Genomic DNA, 20,294 nt, shown 5'->3' with positions numbered 1-20,294 from the left:
GGAATACCAATGACTCTTTCGATTAACAGCGCTTTTGATGGCGGTAATATAGAGGTCCTCAATGCAGAGGACCCCCGTGATATCCGTCTCAATATTCGCAAAGATAATGCCTCTGATTTTTATCAGTGGTTTTACTACCGTCTGACTGGCGGCAAGGATACGGCTTGCCGTATGGTGATGGAAAATGCCAAAGATGCAGCCTTTGCAGGTGGCTGGGAAGGTTATCACGCTTGTGCCAGTTATGACCGCAAGCATTGGTTTCGTGTGAAAAGCACGGCCTATGAAAATGGTCAGCTCATTATTGAGCATACGCCAGAACAAGATAGCGTCTATTACGCCTATTTCGCGCCTTATAGCGCTGAACGTCATCATGACCGTATTGCACATTATGCGGGGTTAGAGGGTGTCTCATTGAGCGTTATTGGTCATTCCGTTGAAGGGCAGACATTAGATTGCCTGTCTGTCGGTACTGGTGATGTCAATATCTGGGTTATCGCCCGTCAACATCCGGGTGAAACGATGGCCGAATGGTGGATGGATGGGTTCATCTCTCATCTTATCCAAGGGCAAGATGAAGCGGCCCAAACATTACGGCAAAAGGCAAAGTTCTTCATCGTTCCAAATATGAACCCTGATGGGAGCCGTGCGGGCAATCTGCGGACCAATATTATGGGAGCAAATTTAAATCGTGAATGGGGCGTTGCGACAGTGGAAAATTGTCCAGAGGTCTTGCACACGATTTCAGCGATGGATGAGAATCCGCCGCGTCTTTGTCTTGATGTTCATGGCGATGAAGCCTTGCCCTATAATTTTATAGCGGGGGCCGAAGGCATACCTGGATATACTGAAAAACAAGCGACAAACCTCGCTGATTTCTTAGAGGCTTATAAAAAATCCTCTCCTGATTTCCAGACGGAGAAGGGGTATCCGACTTCTGCTCCTGGGACAGGAAATTTGACCATGTGTACGAATTTCACGGCGCATCGTTATGATTGCCTGGCCATGACTCTTGAAATGCCGTTCAAAGACAATGCTAACCGTCCTGACGAAGCCGTTGGGTGGTCACCAGAGCGCTCTGCCGAATTAGGTGAGGCTGTCATTCAGGCCATGGCCGACGTTTTAGAGCAACTTTAGCCTCTAAAAATTATTTTCAGCCCATCCTTTATTTAGGGTGGGCGACTATGAAGTCATAAATATCGTGAATTTTTTCCATATTGACTGTTCGTGTCCGTTTACCAATTAAAAAGCAATCTATCAGTACCCATAGGCCTCCACCGCCAAGGGTGATGAGCTTAAGCACGCCTGCAAGAATGTCCCCAACAATAAATCGGTCTATGCCAAGAAAACCGAGCCAAACATTCCAGCCATAGAGAGCAACGGGATTGAGGGTTTCATTTTGAATGATATTCATAAACTTGAATCGATCCGCTTCGTTTAGCGAGGCCGCCATTTCAATGATTTCTCTTTCATATTTATATCTGTTCATAATTTCTCTCCTTTATCGTTAATCGATATGGTGATGATGACTTCATTACGCAAGGGTAATGTTGATGTTTTTTCTAAATGAAAGAATGTGGACAAATACCGTCAGGCTATAACCGAATCACTTAAAGGCCTTATAAGAAGCTATGCAGCAATATCTTGATCTTCTTTCTCACGTCATGGAAAACGGTACAGACCGTATGGACAGAACAGGGACGGGAACACGAGGTGTCTTTGGTCATCAAATGCGTTTTGTTCTGTCGGAAGGATTTCCGATGGTCACGACGAAGAAACTTCATAAGAAATCTATTGTGCACGAGCTAATATGGTTCCTCGCTGGGGATACCAATATTGGTTATCTGCAAGAGAATGGAGTCAAAATTTGGGATGAGTGGGCCGATGAAAATGGCGATCTTGGACCTGTTTATGGCAAGCAATGGCGTCGATGGGAGGGACCCGAAGGCCGCGTGATTGATCAGGTGAAATCCGTTGTCGAGGCGATTAAAAATAACCCATATTCCCGTCGGCACATAGTGAGCGCATGGAACCCCGCTGATGTTGACGATATGGCTTTGCCACCCTGTCATTGTTTGTTTCAATTCTTTGTCGCACCCCAAGAAAACGGCAAAGATAAACTTAGCTGTCAACTCTATCAGCGTAGTGCGGATATTTTCTTAGGTGTGCCTTTTAATATAGCAAGCTATGCTTTGTTGACGCATATGATGGCGCAGATTTGCGATTTGGACGTTGGGGATTTCGTTCACACATTTGGTGATGCCCATATTTATTCTAACCATTTTGAGCAAGTGAGAGAGCAATTGACGCGCGCGCCAAAGCCGCTTCCGCGTTTGAAATTAAATCCAGATGTGACTGAAATTGATGGTTTCACATATGCAGATGTGAAAATTTTAGGGTATGAAGCGCACCCGCATATTGCAGGTAAAGTTGCGGTCTAATTGGCGCTGTTTTGTCTGTGATATATAGGTTTGTAGAGACTAATGAGTTTTTTGACATAGTAAATTATAATTAAAACAGGGGTTTATAATGAAAACTTTATTTACGAGCATTTTTGCGATTACGGCAATGCTAAACGCACCAAGCGTTATGGCGAATGATTTATCCGATTCAGTTAATGCTGATTACCCTTATGTTCTTGACCTCTATAAACACTTCCACGCTAATCCTGAGCTTTCTTTTAAAGAAGAACAATCTGCTGCACGCGTTGCGAAGGAATTAAAAGCTCTTGGTTTTGATGTGACCGAACGGGTTGGCGATAAATGGGTGAAAAAGAAAGTCAAAAAAGAGGTCGGTGAAGTCCTGCCAGGCGTAGGAGGATACGGCGTTGTAGCCGTCATGAAAAATGGAGAAGGCCCTACGGTGATGCTCCGCGCGGATATGGATGCGCTCCCCCTTGAGGAAAAAACAGGACTAAGTTTTACGTCCAAAGTTATCGCAACAGATTACTACGGCAAAGAAGCTCCCGTTATGCATGCCTGCGCCCATGACAGTCATATGGCGATTATGATTGGTGCGGCACGCCAATTGGCAGAGAGCAAGGATAAATGGTCAGGCACGCTCGTTCTTGTTGGACAACCAGCCGAAGAAATTGGCCTTGGTGCATTAGCTATGCTCGAAGACGGTTTGATGAAAAAATTCCCGAAACCTGATTACGTTTTGGCGACTCATACATCAGGATGGGACGCGGCAGGTATGGTTACCTATACCTCGGGCTATGCGCTCGCCAATGTTGATTCCGTTGATATAAAAATTAAAGGTGTTGGCGCTCATGGATCCGCCCCGCATATGGGTAAAGACCCAATTGTAATTGGCGCTCAGATTGTGAATGCGCTTCAAACTTTGGTGTCACGCGAAACTAATCCATTAGAAGCAGGCGTCGTGACCGTTGGTTCTTTCCGGGCTGGATTTAAACATAATATCATTCCGGACGAAGCTGTTCTCCAAATTACTGTGCGCTCTTATGATGATACTGTTCGCCAGAATTTATTGGATGGCATTAAGCGTATCGCTAAGGCGCAAGCGCAATCAGCGGGGCTTTCCGATGATTTGATGCCAGAGGTGAAGATTGAAAGTGATTATACGCCGTCCACGTATAACGACCCAGAAATGACAGAGCGCGTAATGGGCGCTATTGCCGAGTCGATAGGCCAAGAGAATGTGGGAACTCGGCCACCGAGCATGGGCGGTGAAGACTTTTCGCAATTCCACCGTTTTGATAAAGATATCCCTACCTTGATTTTCTGGACGGGCGGCGCTGATCCCAAAGCGTTCAATGCGGCAGTAAAGAATGGTACAAGCCTTCCGCCAGCCAATCATTCGCCGTTTTTCGCACCGGTGGCAGAGCCAGCCTTGAAATTAGGGGTTCAGTCTATGACGGCGGGCGCGCTCGAGCTGTTTTCAGAGTAAACCGCTTTAGCGCGTTTGGCGTTCCATGCGCTGTCTTATCAGCCACCAAATTACAACGGCTCCAAGCATCTTACCGGCGACGCTCATGATGATGTTTGGAGCTGTTAACTGATCTTCACGAATAAAGCTGGCTCCATACAAAAAGGCCGTCGTGTCTATTGGTGCAGCGATAGCAGAGGATAGCAATACGCGCGTCGAGAGCTTATATTTGGTAAAGGTGAACATCGCATAATCGACAAGTTCTGAGAGCAGAAAAGCTACGCCGCTGGCTAAGGCGAGGGCACCGCCACTCGTCACAAAGGTAAGGCCAAGAGCCAAAGCCATTGCGAATAGAACTTCATGTCCGATTTCACGCTGAGAAAAGTCTCTCACCACTAATACAAGCCCTGTTACAATCGTCACAGGGTTAAAGGCCCAAGCGGCGAGACCTGGAAGGTTGACCATAGGCGCCCAGGTGAAGCTCCAATTAATGAAAGGAATCAGAAGGATATAGAGGAGCGAGTATTTGACGAATTTTAGACTCGTTGTAGCTTTTTTATCTTCTGTCGATGTCATGTGGCGGACTCATTTAGGCTTTGTCGTGGCAAAGACTATACGGCACGGCGTCGCTCGTGTAACCCCTTGGCCATGACGGCGAATCCTAAACTCTCTCTCATTGTCGCGCGGGCCCAAAACGGCGTTATAGGGCGTGAAGGAGATCTACCGTGGCGGCTGCCATCTGACTTGAAGCTTTTTAAAAAAACAACGGTTGGAAAACCTGTTTTAATGGGCAGAAAAACATGGGAAAGCTTGCCTTTCCCTCTGCCGGGACGGCCAAATTTGGTTTTAACACGAGACCCAAATTATAAAGCTGACAAAGCTGAAGTGTTTAATGATTTAGAGGCGATGGTCGGTCGAGGTTATGAACTGGCGGGTGAATTGGGCGTTGAAGAGGTTATGGTGATTGGCGGGGCGCAGCTCTACCGCGCGCTTATGCCATTCATCGACCGGCAATATATCACTCAGGTTTTGGTTGTCGTTGAAGGGGACGCGCATTTTACCGCGCCATCACCCGATGAATGGGTGATGAGCGATAGACAATCGGGACTAAAGACAGCTAAAGACGAATTTGATTTTGCGGTAGAGATATGGGATCGAAAATAGCAAAAACCTAACGGAAAACCGCATAAAGGCGCCTTGAATTTTGGCGTTTGAAGACCAAATAAGAAGAAACACCTTTCGGAGACATTTGTGGCAGACGATAAGAATAATAGTCCGTGGGGGAAACCCAAAGGCCAGTCAGGCAATGGAAATAATCCATGGGGGCAGGGTAAACCTGATCGCAATCGCCCGAAACCGGGCGAGGGGTCAGCTGACCTTGATAACGTCATTCAAGGTTTCAAGTCACGCGTGCAGCGAGGTGGCTCTGGCGGCGGCGGACGCGGCGGTTTCTCTGGCGGTGGCTCTGGTGGAGATGTGAAATTTCCAAAATGGATATTTGCTGTAGGCGCATTGGGTGTCCTTGCTTTCTCTTCGATTTTCACCGTTCAAGGTAACGAACAGGCTGTTGTCTTGCGTTTTGGTGATTATGTACGGACAGCAGGTCCGGGCCTTCATTTTAAATTACCCGCTCCATTTGAAACCAAAACAATCAGAAATGTTACGCAACAAAGAGAGACGCGCGTCGGTGTGAACCGCGCAGCGGAGTCTTTGATGCTGACAGGCGATGAAAACATCGTCGATATTAACTTCACTGTGCTGTGGGTTATCAAAGACCTTGAATCCTATTTATTTAAAGTCGATCAACCCGATGACTTGGTGAAATCAGCGGCCGAATCTGTCGTGCGGGAAGTTATTGGTAAAAATGAACTCGACGCGATTATCACAACGGGTCGTCAAGAATTACGCGGCGCTGTCACGGAACAGCTTCAAGCGCTCTTGGATGAATATGAAGCCGGAGTTTTGGTGAATGATGTGCAGTTCCAAAAGACTGACCCGCCTGCCGAAGTTGAAGATGATTTTCTTGATGTTGTGAACGCTCAACAAGAAGCTGAAACGGCTGTCAACGAAGCGCGGGCTTATCGCAATACGCAAGTTCTCGAAGCCGAAGGTACTGCGGCGCGTTTATTACAAGAGGCAGAAGGTTATAAGGATTCTGTGATTGCCGATGCCGAAGGTGAAGCCGAACGCTTCCGACTGATTTATGAAGAATATCGCCGCGCCCCGCGCGTTACGCGGCAACGTATGTATCTTGAAACTATTGAAGACATATATGGTGATGCGGATAAGATTATTCTCGATAGTGACGCGGGGTCTGGTGTTGTGCCCTATCTCCCCCTTGACAAATTAGCCCGACCTGGAGCGCAATAATGAATAATAATCGTCTTATGGGCTTGGGTATTGTCCTCGCCATTTTCGCTTTTATTGCTTCGCAGTGTTTTTACACGGTTCGCGAAGATAAACAGGCTCTTGTCCTGCGTTTTGGTGAACCTGTTCGTACAGAAAATGCTTATGGCATCGAAGAAGATGCAGGCTTGAAGTTCAAAGTGCCCGTTATGGAAAGCGTACGCTTTTATGATCGTAAAAACCTTGTACTAGATCTAGAAGGCCAACCTATTTTAGCCTCAGATCAAGAGCGTTTGGTTGTCGATGCTTTCATTCGCTACCGCATTACAGATGTTCGTCAGTTCTATGAGGCCTTTAACACACGCGTAGCCGCAGAAATTCAAATGAAGAACATTTTGGATTCCCTTATTCGAGATACTTTGGGTAGCGTTGAAAGCCCCGAGATTATTTCAGGGCAACGGGTAAACCTTATGAACGCCATTGAAGATCGTGCTAATGCGCGTGCGGAAACAGGTCGTTTTGGTCTACGTATCGAAGATGTGCGAATTAAGCGTGCCGACTTGCCAAATGAAAATGCGAGCCGCGTTTTCAACCGGATGTCAGCTGACCGTCAGGAGCAATCTGCTGAAAAACGTGGTGAAGGTGAACGCTCGAAGAGAACTATTATCGCTGAAGCTGATAAAGATGTTCAAATCTTGATTGCGAATGCCAGAAAGCAATCAGAGATCATCAAAGGTGAGGGCGATAAACAGCGTAACCGAATTTACGCTGATGCCTATAATCTTGATCCTGAATTTTTTGCTTTTTATCGCTCAATGGAGGCGTATAAAAAAGGACTAGGCAAAAAATCAACATATGTCCTGTCACCAGATAGTGACTTCCTCGGATATCTTGATGACCAAGGCGGGCGTTAAGAGAGGGTAAGCTCAATGAATATTGGGGCCATTACGCTCATTGCCCTTGGCGGGGCTTTGGCAATTGAAGGCGCCGCTTGGGCAATTTTCCCGGGCGGCCTTCGTCGGTTATATCTGGATATGGTTTCCGAGATGGGAGAGCGCGATTTGCATGTCTCTGGATTGATATCTGTGTTCATCGGGATGGTTTTGCTGTTTCTGGGTGTGAATTTACTTTCTTAAAGTAAATGTAAGGCAATTTATCGTGATGCGCGGTCACGACCTCTTGGCAAATCTATTCTGAAGGCTAAAGTCGACCCATGTTACGCACGCTCATTTTATCTTTTGCTTTAATTGCTATAGCCCCGTTTTCGGCCCTTGCTCGGCCTGTTCCCGAAGGATTTACCGAGCTGACGAAAAGGCTCACCCCATCTGTGGTGAATATTTCAACGGCACAAACTATTGAAATAGATACGGATGAAGCCCCTACATTCCCTAAAGGATCACCGCTAGAGCGGTTTAATGACTTCTTTGGACAGGGAAATGACCGTGATGGACGCGTGTCAAAGTCACTCGGTTCAGGTTTCGTCATCGATAGGGAAGGGCATATCGTCACGAATAATCATGTTATCGAAGATGCAGATTTAATCGAAGTGACGTTTTCAAATGGCGACACTTATGAAGCTGAGCTTATTGGACGAGACCCTGCAACAGATATTGCTGTTTTGAAAATTGATACGGGCAAAGATATGCCTTTTGTGAGTTTCGGTGATTCAGATAAAGCCGAAGTTGGGGAATGGGTTATCGCGATTGGTAACCCTTTCGGTTATTCAGGATCTGTTGCTGCCGGTATTATTTCAGCGCGAAACCGTAATATTTCTCATGGTAGTTATGATGATTTCATCCAAACCGATGTCGCGATTAACCGCGGTAATTCTGGTGGGCCGTTATTTAACATGCAAGGCGAAGTTATTGGCGTGAACACAGCTATCCTTTCTCCGACGGGCTATAGCGTAGGGATTAGCTTTTCTGTTCCAGCGGAACTTGCAGAATCCGTTGTAGAGCAACTTGTTGAATATGGCGAAACGCGACGTGGATATTTGGGTGTTAGACCCCAAAAAGTCAGTCCAACTTTGGCGAAGTCTTATGGGCTTGAAGAAACATTTGGCGCGCTTGTTACGGCTGTTATTGCCGATTCACCAGCAGATAAGGCTGGCCTTCAAAAAGGCGATCTTATTACAGAAATTGGTGGTGAATTGCTCGAAAGCTCGCGTTTGCTGTCCCGTAAAATAGCCGACGCCCCCATCAATAAACCCCTTGAAATTAAATATATTCGTAAACGCAAAGAACGTACAGCCTCCGTCCTTATCGAGAGGCTGAAAGAGGAGGTTACCGAAGAAGAAAAAGCCCGCAGAGAGCAAGAAGAAAGCGAGGCCGATCGTTCAGTAAACGGCATCTATGTTGAGGCGCTTTCGGATGAAGTTCGCGCCAAATACCGTATTGATTCTGTGGTGAAGGGGGTACGTGTCGTGAGGGTTGATAAACATGCAGAGGCTAGCGGGAAAATCTTGGTTGGTGATATCATAGAAGAGGTTGGCTTTGAAGCCATCGATACGCCAAAAGCATTTGAAGAGGGCGTTGAGGCATCAAAACAGTTTGATTCACCTGTTACATTTCTGATTAATCGCGGCGGAAACTATATATTTTACGCCCTAAATGTCACGTCTTAGGCTCTGTTTTCTGTCGCAAAACCTTAACCACGCTCTATGAAGTCACTCTCTTTATAACCTTGGAAATATAAGGCAGTACGAAGGTCAGTGTGATTAATGGCGCAATGGGCTGCTGCAGCTACAGCTGGCTTAGCATAATAGGCGATGCCTAATCCCGACGCCGTAATCATCGCTAAATCATTGGCGCCGTCGCCAATGGCGATAGCGTGGTCCGTCCCTCCATAAGGCGCTGAATATTCTTGCAGTCTTTCAAGTTTCGCTTCGCGGCCTAAAATAGGCATTTGCACTTTGCCGGTTAAGGCTGTTTCGTTTTCCAATAAGACATTGGCGTGATGATGCTCAAAACCGATGGTCTCGGCGACACGGGAGGAAAAGAAAGTGAAGCCGCCTGAGACGATAACGGTATTGGCCCCATTCGCTTTCATCGTTGCGCAAAGAGTTCTCGCGCCTTCGTTGACTTTAATACGTTCGTCAAAACAGCGCTGTAGGTCTTCCAATGGAAGGCCTTCCAAAAGGGCCACGCGATCTTTCAAGGCTCCGTCAAAACCAATTTCACCGCGCATGGCGCGTTCGGTAATGGCGCTGACACGGTCTTTGAAGCCTGCAAAGTCGGCCAATTCATCGATACATTCTTGGCCGATCAGAGTTGAGTCCATGTCGCAAATCAAAAGCTGTTTTTGCCGGCCCAAATGGGGCTGTAAGGCATAATCGGCTATGAGGCTTTCAGCTTCCAAAACAGCGTCTATTTGTGTCTTTGAAAGTGTGCAGGGAGCAATGCCTTCTGCGGCGCGCCCCTCTGATAAGATGGTAATGTCTTGTAATTCAAAGGCCGATAATAAGGTGCGGAGCTGGGTTTCATCCGTTTTCTGTAGGACAAGCGTAAGGATTTGGTCTATCGCGTCAGCCATGTTTATATCGCTTCAATATGCTGTTATTAACTCTGGGGGCTCATGGTGAATCCCGTTTTATGTATTGCAGGGCCAACCGCTAGCGGCAAGAGTTCATCCGCTATCGCGCTAGCGAAATCTGTTGGTGGCGAGATTATCAACGCTGATGCTCTGCAAATCTATTCGGATATTAGAGTGCTTTCTGCGCGCCCGTCTGATGAAGATATGCGGGTTGTCCCGCACCACCTCTATGGCTTTGTATCAGGAGATGTTCACTTTTCCGGCGGTCATTATGTGCGCGCCGTTATGCCTGTAATTTTCGATGTTTTGGCGCGAGGTAGAACCCCGATTTTAGTCGGAGGTACGGGACTGTACTTCAAATCTCTTTTTGAAGGTTTAGCGTCTGTGCCAGCTATTGATCCGTCGCTGATATCTGAAATCGATAGGCAAATATCCATCAATGGAATTCAATCCGTAATAACCGAAGCCAAGTCCCTTGACCCCATTGGGGTGTCCAGGCTTTTGGGTGAAGATCCACAAAGGCTCACGCGGTTATTAAGTGTAGTGAAGCAAACAGGACGTCCCCTTCATGAATGGCAGGCACAAACACGCCCCGAAATTCCTGAATCTCAAGCTATGCGGTTTGTAATGATGCCGCCGCGCGAAATCTTGTATGAAAAAATCAACTCTCGATTTGAGCAGATGGTAGAACAAGGTGGAATGACGGAGGCTATGGCCGTGCAGAAACGCTATGGTGATCGGACGAATCTTCCGATGCTTAAAGCCATTGGGCTATCTCATATTTTGCGGCACCTTCGGGGTGAGCTAGAGTATGCGAGAGCTATTGAACTCGCCAAGCGCGATACGCGCCGTTTTGCGAAACGGCAAATGACATGGTTTCGCAATCAATGCGCCGCGTGGGAAACCCAACCTGCCTTAGATATTGCTGCGATAAGCACATCAGTCAGAGCGTGGGGGGCAAAGTGAAACTTAGCCCTTCGCTCATATTTACGCTTATCGTTTCGCTCATCCTTTTATTTGTCTTGATAGGTGGATTAACGGGCGGGGCCATCGATTTCAAAGCCCTTGAAAGCTTGATGGCGAATTTAAGAGATTCAAATCAGGCTGTTTTCATCGTCATAGCCATTTTTGTAATGGCGTCTTTTTTAGGCGCGCCGCAATGGGCCTTGATTACGGCCTGCGTCGTTGGGTTTGGCCCTGTTATGGGGGGCATCTATGCGTGGGTCGCAACGCTGTTTTCTGCGACAAGTAATTATGGCGTAGCGCGGCTTATTGGCCGTAACCGATTAACCAAAATCACGGGGCCGCGCATAAATAAAGTTCTGGAGCGGGTAGAGCGAAATGGCGTGTTGTGGAGTTTTGTGGTGCGCCTTGTGCCCACGGGGCCGTTTATTTTGGTAAATTTGGCTGCCGGCATTTCATCAATAAAATATCGCAGTTTTCTTTTGGGGACGGCGCTTGGGATTATCCCCAAAATATTAGTTATGGCTTTAATCGCTAAGGGGATATTTGCAGGATTGGACAAGAATGTTATTTCTTTGGCATTCATCGCCCTAGCCCTCATTGCCATTGGTCTGACATTCTGGATGCAAAGCCGAATACGCAATAGAGATAAGGTGGTCTAACCTTAGAGGGGTTAGCGGTTTTTAAGCCGCATCCAGTCTTTCTTTGGTCGCCCATAAAGTTGATCTAAAAACTCTAGCTGTAAACCTATGGGTTGATGGTGTGGACTGTTCCACATCATGGCAATGCCACTTCGCTCTTCTGGATCGAATAGAATCAGTGCGCGATACCCTTCTACGCCGCCGCGGTGGCCAACAACTTTGTGGCCATAATAATCATACACGCGAAAGCCCATGCCATAATGCGCATTTTTTAATCCGCCAAAACGTCTGTTCATGTAGCGCTGCTCTCTCGGGGTAGAAACACGAGGCGTTTGAAGGACTTGTTGGACCGCCTCTTCTTTGGAGAGGTTGGCGTTATTTCCATCAGGCATTTGTCCAATCATCCATTTTGCAAGGTCGACGACGGATGAATTCACGCCAGCGGAGGCAGGGACGCGGTAATAGGTCGGCTTCACAGTTTTAATGCGTTTACCTCTCTTATTATGAGGACGTGCCCAACTTTTGGATTGTAAGAGACCTTGACGGCTGACGCTGGCTGTAGCCATACCAAATTTGTCAAACACATCGGTTTGCGCCACAGATTTATAGGGTAATCCTGTCAGTGTTTCGATGATTTCAGACGCAGAGTCATAAGCCACATTTTGATAAGTATGACAGGTTGCTGGGGCGCAGCTATATTTTAAATCGCCAAGTTTTTTCCGTGTTTCTTTTGCGCTTCGCCCGTCTTCTATATGTCCGTCATACGCATTTCTGACGATGCCTACCTGATGGGCGAGCAGGTGTGAAACCGACACTTCGACGTCATCGGGGGGCAAGGTTAAAGAGGCCGCAAAATCTTCAACTGGCGCGTCGAGTGAAATTTTATCGTCGGCAGCCATAGAGACTAATATGTGTGCGGCCATACCTTTTGATACAGAGGCCCAGCGGAAAACTGTGTCTTCTGTTACTTTTTGTCCGGAGCCTTTGACAGTTTCACCATAGCCTTGGGCGAAAGATATTTTTCCGTCTTCGACAATAGAGATTGCAAGTCCCGTCATTTTAAGGCTGCGCATAAGGTCTTTAGCGCGCTTATCAATTTGAATTTTATCAACTCTAGGCGAAGCAGTCTGTTCACTAGTCTTGGTATTTTGTGCCGCAGCAACAGGAGCCAAAGACAAGCTTGGCACAGAAAAGTACAGAATTGCCCCTAAGAGGAAGTGTCGAGTATGTTTCAAAGCGTTTTAACGCCAATTATAACTGATACTCTTGATGAACTTAGTCTCATGCTGCCCCGCTTACTCTTATTTTGGTTAGGTAAGCATAATCCATGCCAATAAAGCGCCCCCTAGGGCAAGTCTGTAAAGCATAAAAGGTAACATGCCGATGCGGCTAATCCACTTCATAAAGACTGAGATGCAAGCAAAAGCAGCAATAAAAGAAAGAAAGGCCACCCACAATCCATCTGCAAGACTTGCGCCCGCTAGTTCTGCAGGTTCTGCGCTGCTCAGGCTATAAAGGGCAAATAGGCCGCCTACGCCAATGATAGGTAGGCTCATCAACATCGAGAACCTTGCGGCCTCGGTTCGTGTGAATCCCATTGAGCGTGCAGCCGTCATGGTGATTCCAGAACGCGATGTGCCGGGGATAAGGGCAATAGCTTGAGCAAGGCCAAGGCCAAACGCGCCTCTCCATGTCAGGTCTTCAGTTGTGCGAGTTTGTTTGCCCCAAATGTCAGAGAGCCATAGCAGAATACCAAACACAATCGTTGTACAGGCGATGATAAAGGGAGATCGAATGAGCTCATCCCATCCGCTAAAGCGCAAAGCAGCCCCTAGTAACAAGGCGGGCGGCGTCGCGATGATTAAGTTGAGCGCAAGGGTAGAGTTTACGTTCAGCTTGCCTTTTATCAAATCCAATAAACCAATGAAAATTGCCCCGACATCTTTGCGGAAATAAGCAATGACTGCAAAGAGTGAACCAAAATGCGCCATAACGTCGATAAGAGGGCCTTGATCTTGCCATCCGAAAATTTTGGCGGGCAGGATTAAATGCGCAGAACTAGAAACAGGTAGAAATTCAGTGAGTCCTTGAATGAGCGCTAAAAGGGTGAGGTGGAGCCAAGACATAATCGTAATTTACCCTTTGGTCGTTGCTTCTTGTGAGGCGTTATCATGGCGATAAAGCAGCGTAGTCAAAACCGCAATGAAAATGGGTCGGCCGCCATAAGTTGGCCGATATGGTTGTGATGTTTTGGACTGTTTATGTGAGTCTCTCCCCAATTGGAATGGGCGGTAAGAATGACAGGTTTCTAGGTGGATTTATTGTTTGTGATCTAAATTTATTATTTCATCCCCAAATGGATGTTTAAAAGACGAGTAACAATTGTGCTGTTAAAACAGTAACTTACCAACATTGAAAGTTTTGTTTTATATCAGAAATTGACAAATTGTCGCATCTTGCAAGTGACATATTTTTGTTCTAAGTGGGCGAGACTATCGAGAGAGCGACCCATGGCTAACAAAAATAAAATGTTACAATTCGTCCAAAAAGAGCGCGAAATGCCTGCAAAGCGTGAGGCTGAGGCGCGGCGTGAGGATTTTTTAGAAATTTACGGGGATTATGTTGAAGCCAAAGCTGAAGAGCAGGCTTCGCGGTGTTCGCAATGCGGCGTGCCGTTTTGTCAAAATCACTGTCCTCTCGACAATAATATCCCAGATTGGTTGAAACTTACGGCGGAAGGGCGTGTTAAGGAAGCGTGGGAGGTCTCAAGCGCAACCAATAATATGCCTGAGATTTGTGGCCGTATATGTCCCCAAGACCGTCTTTGTGAAGGTTCTTGCGTGATTGAGCAATCGGGGCACGGTACGGTGACGATTGGATCAGTAGAGCGTTACTTGACTGATACAGCATGGGAAGAAAACTGGATTGAACCGATTAAACCGCGCCGTGAACGTGCCGGAAGTGTCGGTATCATTGGGGCGGGTCCTGCAGGTCTTGCAGCAGCAGAGCAGCTTCGTGAACAGGGGTGGCAAGTCACAGTTTATGACCGTCATGACCGCGCGGGAGGTTTGTTGATTTATGGTATCCCGAACTTCAAGCTTGAAAAGTCTATCGTTCAACGCCGTACAAAGCGCCTTGAAGATAGCGGTATAGAATTTGTGCTGAATTGCGATGTCGGTGTGGACATAACATTCGATAAATTGCGTGAAAAGCATCAAGCGGTGTTAATCGCGGCGGGCGTTTACAAAGCGCGCGATTTAGATTGTGACGGCAGCGATTCAGATGGGGTAAGGCCAGCGCTCCCATTTTTGATTGAATCCAATAAACGCGGTCTTGGGGATACTCTCTCTGCAGAAACGGCTGAAGGTAAAAATGTGGTCGTTGTCGGCGGCGGTGATACGGCAATGGATTGTGTACGAACAGCCATACGTCAGGGCGCAGAATCTGTTACCTGCCTCTATCGGCGAGACCATGCGAATATGCCGGGTTCTCGGCGTGAAACAGCCAATGCACAAGAAGAGGGTGTCACGTTTGAATGGCTAGCCGCCCCAAGAACATTAGAAGGCGATAGCGGTAAAGTAACGACTGTAAAGGCTGACCGTATGCGTCTGGGCCCAAAGGATGCGTCTGGTCGTCAAAGCCCTGTTGTTCTGGAAGGGGCTGAATTTGACGTGAAGGCCGATCTAGTCATTAAGGCTCTTGGCTTTTCACCCGAAGATATGAATGTCCTTAGCGAAGAGTTGACTGTTACGCGATGGGGAACTCTACGCGTGAACCCTGTTACATTTGAAACTAATCTGCCGGGTGTTTATGCGGCAGGTGATATTGTACGCGGCGCGTCTCTCGTCGTTTGGGCAATCAGAGAAGGCCGCGATGCGGCCGCGCATATGCACAGTTATTTGCGGACGCTTGAAAAGGCTGAGGCAAAAGTTGCCGCGGAGTAGAGCTGTGACGGAAGCTATAACAGCCTTGAAAGGGAAGTGCCTGTGTGGGCAGGTTGAGTTTACAACTCCTACGCCTCAGCAAATCGATGTGTGTCATTGCGAGACCTGTCAAACGTGGGTGGGCGGCCCTTTTATAGGCGTCGATTTTTTAGAAGGTGGTGTCACCATCACCAAAGAAGATGGATTGGCATGGTATGCGAGCTCAGAATGGGCGAAGCGCGGGTTTTGTAAAACCTGCGGAACCAGCTTGTTCTATCGATTGAATGAAAACCCTGGTTTTTGGGCTATCACAGCTGGCTCTTTGAATTTGCCGCGCGGCCAGAAGATTTCTCGAGAAATCTTCATTGATAGCAAACCTGATTATTATGCCTTGGCGGGACAACACACTCGCTTAACTGGTGAAGAATTTTTCGCCTCTTTGCAGGATGTATAAAGATGACTGATTGGCTTACAGATTACGAAACAAAACGCGACGCGTTAATTGCAGCAAATGCCTATGACCCTGAACATGAACGTGCCAATTGTGGCGTTGGTCTGGTGGCGTCAATTGACGGAACGCCGCGGCGAGATGTTGTTGAAAAGTCGATACAGGCTCTGAAGAATGTCTGGCATCGCGGTGCTGTTGATGCCGATGGAAAAACTGGTGATGGGGCAGGTATTCGCCTTGATATCCCGCAAGAATTTTTCCGCGCTCAAGTTGAAGAAACAGGGCATAAGGCTAGTTCTGCCAAAATCGCTGTTGGTATGATTTTCTTGCCCCGTACGGATTTTAATGCGCAAGAGGCCGCCCGTACTATTGTTGAATCTGAACTTTTGAAAGAAGGTTTTTACATTTACGGATGGCGGCAAGTTCCTATAAATATTGACATAATTGGAGAAAAGGCAAAGGCGACTCGTCCTGCGATTGAGCAGGTGTTGTTCCGAGACCCCAAGGGACGCAAAGGCAATGCATTGGAGCGTGAGCTTTATATCGTTCGTCGCCGAATTGAAAAGCGCGTCATAGATGAAGCCATTCCAAGTTTTTATGTATGCTCTCTTTCGGTTCAAACCTTGATCTATAAGGGCATGTTCCTGGCTCAGGACATTGATAATTTTTATACGGATTTAAAAGACGAGCGCTTTATTTCTCGCGCGGCTATTTATCATCAGCGTTATTCAACAAATACTTTCCCACAATGGTGGCTAGCCCAGCCTTTTCGAATGTTGGCGCATAATGGCGAAATTAATACGTTAAAAGCCAACCGAAATTTAATGAAAAGCCATGAAATAAAAATGGCCAATAGCGTCTTTGCGGAACGCGCCGCGGATGTGAAACCTATCATCCAAAAAGGCAGTTCTGACTCGGCCGCTCTTGACGCTGTTTTCGAGCTGCTTGTGCGTGCAGGGCGATCAGCTCCGATGGCTAAAACACTACTTGTTCCTGAAGCCTATTCTAAGCGTGGCGATTTAATGCCTGAGAGCTGGCGTGCGCTCTACGAATATTGCAATGCTGTGATGGAACCCTGGGATGGGCCAGCGGCATTGGCGGCATATGATGGACGTTGGGTGATGGCTGGGCTTGACCGAAATGGTTTGCGCCCATTGCGATATTCAATCACGTCGAGCGGCATTCTGGCTGTGGGTTCAGAAGCGGGGATGTGTCCTTTAGATGAGCGTGACATCATTAAGAAAGGGGCGCTTCGCCCGGGCCGTATGATTGCTGTCGATTTAGAGGAAGGTAAATTTTACACCTCTACTGAGATTATGAATGAGCTGGCAGAGAAGCGGCCTTATAAAAAATGGTTAAAGAAAGTTGTTAATTTGGATGACACATTGGCAGGTCCCGAGCCTGCGCCAAGCCTATCAGGTGAAGGGCTTGTCCGTCGTCAAATGTCCTGTGGTCAGACATTAGAAGACCAAGAGCTGATCCTTTCACCTATGGGCGAGACAGGGAAAGAGTCTATTGGCTCTATGGGAGATGATACACCACTGGCTGTGTTGTCAGATATTTATCGGCCATTATCGCATTATTTTCGCCAGAATTTCTCACAAGTGACGAACCCGCCTATTGACCCATTGCGCGAAACACGAGTGATGGGGCTGAAAACACGATTCCGTAATTTGCGTAATATCTTGGCGGAAACAGGTAGTCAGACTCGTGAAATGTATGTTCTTGACAGTCCTGTTCTTACAAATGGCATGTTTGAACGCTTTGCCGAAATGGTCGGGTCAAAGAAGATTGCGATGCTGGATTGTACATTCCCTGTTGCAGACACAGAAGACTCATCGGGTAGGGCCTTACGCGATACCTTGCGCCGCATCAGAGAAGAGGCGGTTGCGGCCGTTAAAAAGGGTGTTGAGAACATCGTTTTAACAGATGAAAACACAAATGAAGACCGCGCTGCTGCGCCAATCATTCTGTGTACGGGCGCTGTCCAAACAGCCTTGGTGAATGAGGGCCTGCGCGCGTCTTGTTCAATTCTTGTGCGGTCTGCCGAATGTATGGATACTCATTATTTTGCTGTTCTTATTGGGGCAGGGGCCACTGCGGTTAACGCTTATATGGCACAAGATTCACTGGTTGAACGTGTCAATCGTGGCTTGCTGGATATGAACTCTGACGAAGCTGTGGCACAATATAAGGCGGCCATTGAAGGCGGCTTGTTGAAGATTATCTCTAAAATGGGAATTTCCGTTATTTCCTCATATCGGGGTGGTAATAATTTTGAAGCGATTGGTCTTTCTCGTGCCTTGGTCGGTGCCAATTTCCCTGGTATGGCAAGCCGTATTTCTGGGATTGGTCTTGCGGGTCTTGAAGCTAAAATTCTAGAAATGCATGAACGCGCTTATGACCCCGCCGTGGTCAGATTGCCTATTGGCGGTTTATACCGCGTGCGGGCCAAAGGCGAGCGTCACGCCTATCAAGCAGATATGATCCACATGCTACAAGAGGCTGTCAGTCGTGAGGATTATGAGCTTTATAAAAACTACGCCAAAGTCGTAAATACCGCAAAGCCCATACAAATCAGAGACTTGTTAGCTTTGAAACCTTCGGCAAAGCCTATTCCATTACATCGCGTTCAAAGCGTGAATGAAATTCGCAGGCGTTTTTGTACCCCTGGCATGTCGCTTGGTGCATTATCGCCAGAAGCGCATGGAACTTTGAATATAGCGATGAACCGCATTGGGGCGAAGTCAGTATCAGGCGAGGGCGGTGAAGATAGAGCGCGGTATAAACCTTTACCCAATGGAGATAACCCTAACTCTGCTGTGAAACAAATCGCTTCAGGCCGCTTTGGTGTGAATGCCGAGTATTTGAATAAATGCCGGGAAATCGAAATCAAAGTCGCCCAAGGGGCTAAACCAGGTGAAGGCGGGCAATTGCCTGGCTTTAAAGTCACGGAAATGATCGCGAAATTCCGGAATGCGACTCCAGGCGTCACATTAATTTCGCCGCCGCCGCATCATGACATTTACTCTATCGAAGACTTGGCGCAGCTGATTTACGATTTAAAGCAGATTAACCCAACAGCCCGTGTCGCCGTTAAGTTGGTCGCCTCTTCAGGTGTTGGTACGATTGCTGCGGGTGTCGCCAAGGCAAAAGCGGATACAATCTTAATTGCGGGTCATAATGGCGGGACTGGGGCTTCACCCAATACGTCATTAAAATATGCAGGCCTGCCATGGGAATTAGGGCTTTCAGAAGCACATCAAGTTTTGACGCTAAATAATCTACGCGGCGCGGTCACATTACGGACCGATGGTGGTCTGAAAACGGGGCGTGATATCGTTATTGCTGCGCTTTTAGGCGCAGAGGAATACGGCATCGGAACCCTGTCATTAGTGGCTATGGGCTGTATAATGGTGCGCCAATGCCACTCAAATACATGCCCTGTTGGGGTTTGTGTTCAAGATCCAGCTCTGCGGGAGAAATTCACAGGGTCGCCAGAGAAAGTCATTAACTTGATGACGTTCATTGCCGAGGAAGTTCGTGAAATTCTAGCCGAGCTTGGCGTTGAGACTTTGGATGAAATTATCGGCCGAACTGATTTATTGACTCAAGTCTCTCGCGGTGCGGAGAACCTAGATGATCTGGATTTAAACCCCATCTTGGCGAAAATTGATAATGATCGTGTCAAAGATACGCGTAACACAAGAATTGAAGTGCCCGACACGCTGGATGTTCAAATTGTTGCTGATGCGCAGCCCTTCTTTGAGAGCGGAGAAAAAACCTATCTGACATATGGTGTGCAAAACACGCACCGGGCGGTAGGAACACGCACAAGCTCGCATATCTATAACACTTTCGGTATCGAAGGGGCCGCCGATGGCCAATTAACGGTTCGGCTCCGTGGGTCTGCGGGACAGTCATTAGGGGCTTTCGGTATGAAGGGCCTTAGGATTTGCGTGGATGGCGATGCTAATGACTATGTCGGTAAAGGTTTGTCTGGGGCAGAAATTATTGTTGCGCCTCAAGGCCATACAAAGATTGACACACATAATAGCGCCATCATCGGTAATACTTGCCTTTATGGGGCGACCAAAGGCATGCTTCTGGCCGCTGGCCGTGCAGGCGAGCGCTTCTGCGTGCGTAACTCTGGTGCTGTAACAGTGGTCGAGGGCTGCGGCTCCAATGGTTGTGAGTATATGACAGGCGGTATTGCTGTTATTCTCGGGCCAGTCGGCGATAATTTCGGCGCGGGTATGACGGGCGGCATGGCTTATATTTATGATGTAGGTGCGCAATTCGAAAAAGCTATCAACCCAGATAATGTTATCTGCCAGCGGTTTAGTTCCGAGTATTATGAAGAAGAGTGTAAAGACCTCATCCGTAAACACGCCGAGATGACAGGTTCAGAATTCTCCAAAAAGCTCTTGGATGAATGGGAGTTAGAACGCGGACATTTCTGGCAGGTTGTGCCAAAGGAAATGCTAACGCGTCTGGCTGTGCCTTTGGTGGACGCGGCTGAGTAAGACTGCACCCTACCATTGAAGTATCAAGAAG

The 20,294-nt window shown here is 47.5% G+C and carries 18 protein-coding genes; 13 read left to right on the top strand and 5 right to left on the bottom strand.

Features of this window, described 5'->3' with window-relative positions:
• Positions 1–9: 9 nt before the first annotated feature.
• Complete coding sequence (locus DES40_RS05000; protein WP_121099435.1) at positions 10–1,134, top strand: M14 family metallopeptidase; 1,125 nt, start codon at positions 10–12, stop codon at positions 1,132–1,134.
• Between the two features lie 28 nt (positions 1,135–1,162).
• Here DES40_RS05000 and DES40_RS04995 read toward each other — a convergent pair whose 3' ends face one another.
• On the bottom strand, positions 1,163–1,486 hold the full coding sequence (locus DES40_RS04995) for a TM2 domain-containing protein (protein ID WP_121099434.1): 324 nt from the start codon (positions 1,484–1,486) through the stop codon (positions 1,163–1,165).
• Positions 1,487–1,628: 142 nt separating this feature from the next.
• Here DES40_RS04995 and DES40_RS04990 point away from each other — a divergent pair, with 142 nt between their 5' ends.
• Both DES40_RS04990 and DES40_RS04985 read left to right on the top strand, forming a co-directional pair.
• Complete coding sequence (locus DES40_RS04990; protein ID WP_121099433.1) at positions 1,629–2,438, top strand: thymidylate synthase; 810 nt, start codon at positions 1,629–1,631, stop codon at positions 2,436–2,438.
• An 88-nt stretch (positions 2,439–2,526) separates the two neighbouring features.
• Positions 2,527–3,906, top strand: a complete 1,380-nt coding sequence (locus DES40_RS04985; protein ID WP_121099432.1) for an amidohydrolase — start codon at positions 2,527–2,529, stop codon at positions 3,904–3,906.
• Between the two features lie 6 nt (positions 3,907–3,912).
• Here the strand turns inward: DES40_RS04985 and DES40_RS04980 are convergent, their stop codons facing one another.
• Positions 3,913–4,350 (bottom strand): VUT family protein, encoded by a 438-nt coding sequence (locus DES40_RS04980; RefSeq protein WP_233345433.1) that lies wholly within the window; start codon positions 4,348–4,350, stop codon positions 3,913–3,915.
• A gap of 183 nt (positions 4,351–4,533) precedes the next feature.
• Here DES40_RS04980 and DES40_RS04975 point away from each other — a divergent pair, with 183 nt between their 5' ends.
• The 5 genes from DES40_RS04975 (at position 4,534) to DES40_RS04955 (ending at position 8,854) form a co-directional block, all read left to right on the top strand.
• On the top strand, positions 4,534–5,049 hold the full coding sequence (locus DES40_RS04975; protein ID WP_121099430.1) for a dihydrofolate reductase: 516 nt from the start codon (positions 4,534–4,536) through the stop codon (positions 5,047–5,049).
• A gap of 87 nt (positions 5,050–5,136) precedes the next feature.
• A complete protein-coding gene (hflK, locus tag DES40_RS04970; protein WP_121099429.1) occupies positions 5,137–6,255 on the top strand; it encodes an FtsH protease activity modulator HflK in 1,119 nt (372 codons plus the stop codon).
• Positions 6,255–7,145, top strand: coding sequence for a protease modulator HflC (gene hflC / locus DES40_RS04965; protein WP_121099428.1), 891 nt, complete (start codon positions 6,255–6,257; stop codon positions 7,143–7,145). Before hflK ends, hflC begins: the two co-directional genes overlap by 1 nt.
• A gap of 15 nt (positions 7,146–7,160) precedes the next feature.
• Positions 7,161–7,367, top strand: coding sequence for a DUF2065 domain-containing protein (locus DES40_RS04960; RefSeq protein WP_121099427.1), 207 nt, complete (start codon positions 7,161–7,163; stop codon positions 7,365–7,367).
• A gap of 77 nt (positions 7,368–7,444) precedes the next feature.
• Positions 7,445–8,854 (top strand): Do family serine endopeptidase, encoded by a 1,410-nt coding sequence (locus DES40_RS04955; protein ID WP_121099426.1) that lies wholly within the window; start codon positions 7,445–7,447, stop codon positions 8,852–8,854.
• Between the two features lie 23 nt (positions 8,855–8,877).
• Here DES40_RS04955 and serB read toward each other — a convergent pair whose 3' ends face one another.
• Positions 8,878–9,762 carry a phosphoserine phosphatase SerB gene (gene serB / locus DES40_RS04950; RefSeq protein WP_121099425.1) on the bottom strand — a complete coding sequence of 295 codons (885 nt, stop codon included), beginning with the start codon at positions 9,760–9,762 and terminating at the stop codon, positions 8,878–8,880.
• 42 nt (positions 9,763–9,804) lie between these two features.
• Between serB and miaA the strand changes: the two genes are divergently transcribed.
• Positions 9,805–10,728, top strand: a complete 924-nt coding sequence (gene miaA / locus DES40_RS04945) for a tRNA (adenosine(37)-N6)-dimethylallyltransferase MiaA (protein WP_121099424.1) — start codon at positions 9,805–9,807, stop codon at positions 10,726–10,728.
• The gene (locus DES40_RS04940; RefSeq protein WP_170144888.1) at positions 10,725–11,387 is read left to right on the top strand and encodes a TVP38/TMEM64 family protein; all 663 of its coding nucleotides are present in this window, start codon (positions 10,725–10,727) and stop codon (positions 11,385–11,387) included. The genes miaA and DES40_RS04940 overlap by 4 nt, the downstream gene beginning before the upstream one ends.
• 11 nt (positions 11,388–11,398) lie before the next feature.
• Here DES40_RS04940 and DES40_RS04935 read toward each other — a convergent pair whose 3' ends face one another.
• Positions 11,399–12,601, bottom strand: coding sequence for a serine hydrolase domain-containing protein (locus DES40_RS04935; protein ID WP_147405853.1), 1,203 nt, complete (start codon positions 12,599–12,601; stop codon positions 11,399–11,401).
• A 75-nt stretch (positions 12,602–12,676) separates the two neighbouring features.
• The gene (locus tag DES40_RS04930; protein WP_121099421.1) at positions 12,677–13,492 is read right to left on the bottom strand and encodes an undecaprenyl-diphosphate phosphatase; all 816 of its coding nucleotides are present in this window, start codon (positions 13,490–13,492) and stop codon (positions 12,677–12,679) included.
• Between the two features lie 384 nt (positions 13,493–13,876).
• On the opposite strand from DES40_RS04930, the gene DES40_RS04925 reads away from it, so the two are divergent.
• The 3 genes from DES40_RS04925 to gltB are packed head-to-tail and all read left to right on the top strand — an operon-like array spanning position 13,877 to position 20,263.
• Positions 13,877–15,310, top strand: coding sequence for an NAD(P)-dependent oxidoreductase (locus tag DES40_RS04925; protein WP_170144887.1), 1,434 nt, complete (start codon positions 13,877–13,879; stop codon positions 15,308–15,310).
• 4 nt (positions 15,311–15,314) lie between these two features.
• The gene (locus DES40_RS04920; RefSeq protein WP_170144886.1) at positions 15,315–15,743 is read left to right on the top strand and encodes a GFA family protein; all 429 of its coding nucleotides are present in this window, start codon (positions 15,315–15,317) and stop codon (positions 15,741–15,743) included.
• 2 nt (positions 15,744–15,745) lie between these two features.
• Complete coding sequence (gene gltB / locus DES40_RS04915; RefSeq protein WP_121099419.1) at positions 15,746–20,263, top strand: glutamate synthase large subunit; 4,518 nt, start codon at positions 15,746–15,748, stop codon at positions 20,261–20,263.
• The last annotated feature ends 31 nt before the right edge of the window (positions 20,264–20,294 follow it).

Origin of the sequence: Litorimonas taeanensis (assembly GCF_003634015.1) — a bacterium.
Classification (GTDB): domain Bacteria; phylum Pseudomonadota; class Alphaproteobacteria; order Caulobacterales; family Maricaulaceae; genus Litorimonas; species Litorimonas taeanensis.
Note: the sequence above shows the minus strand (reverse complement) of the source record. Positions and strands in the feature narration are given on the sequence as shown.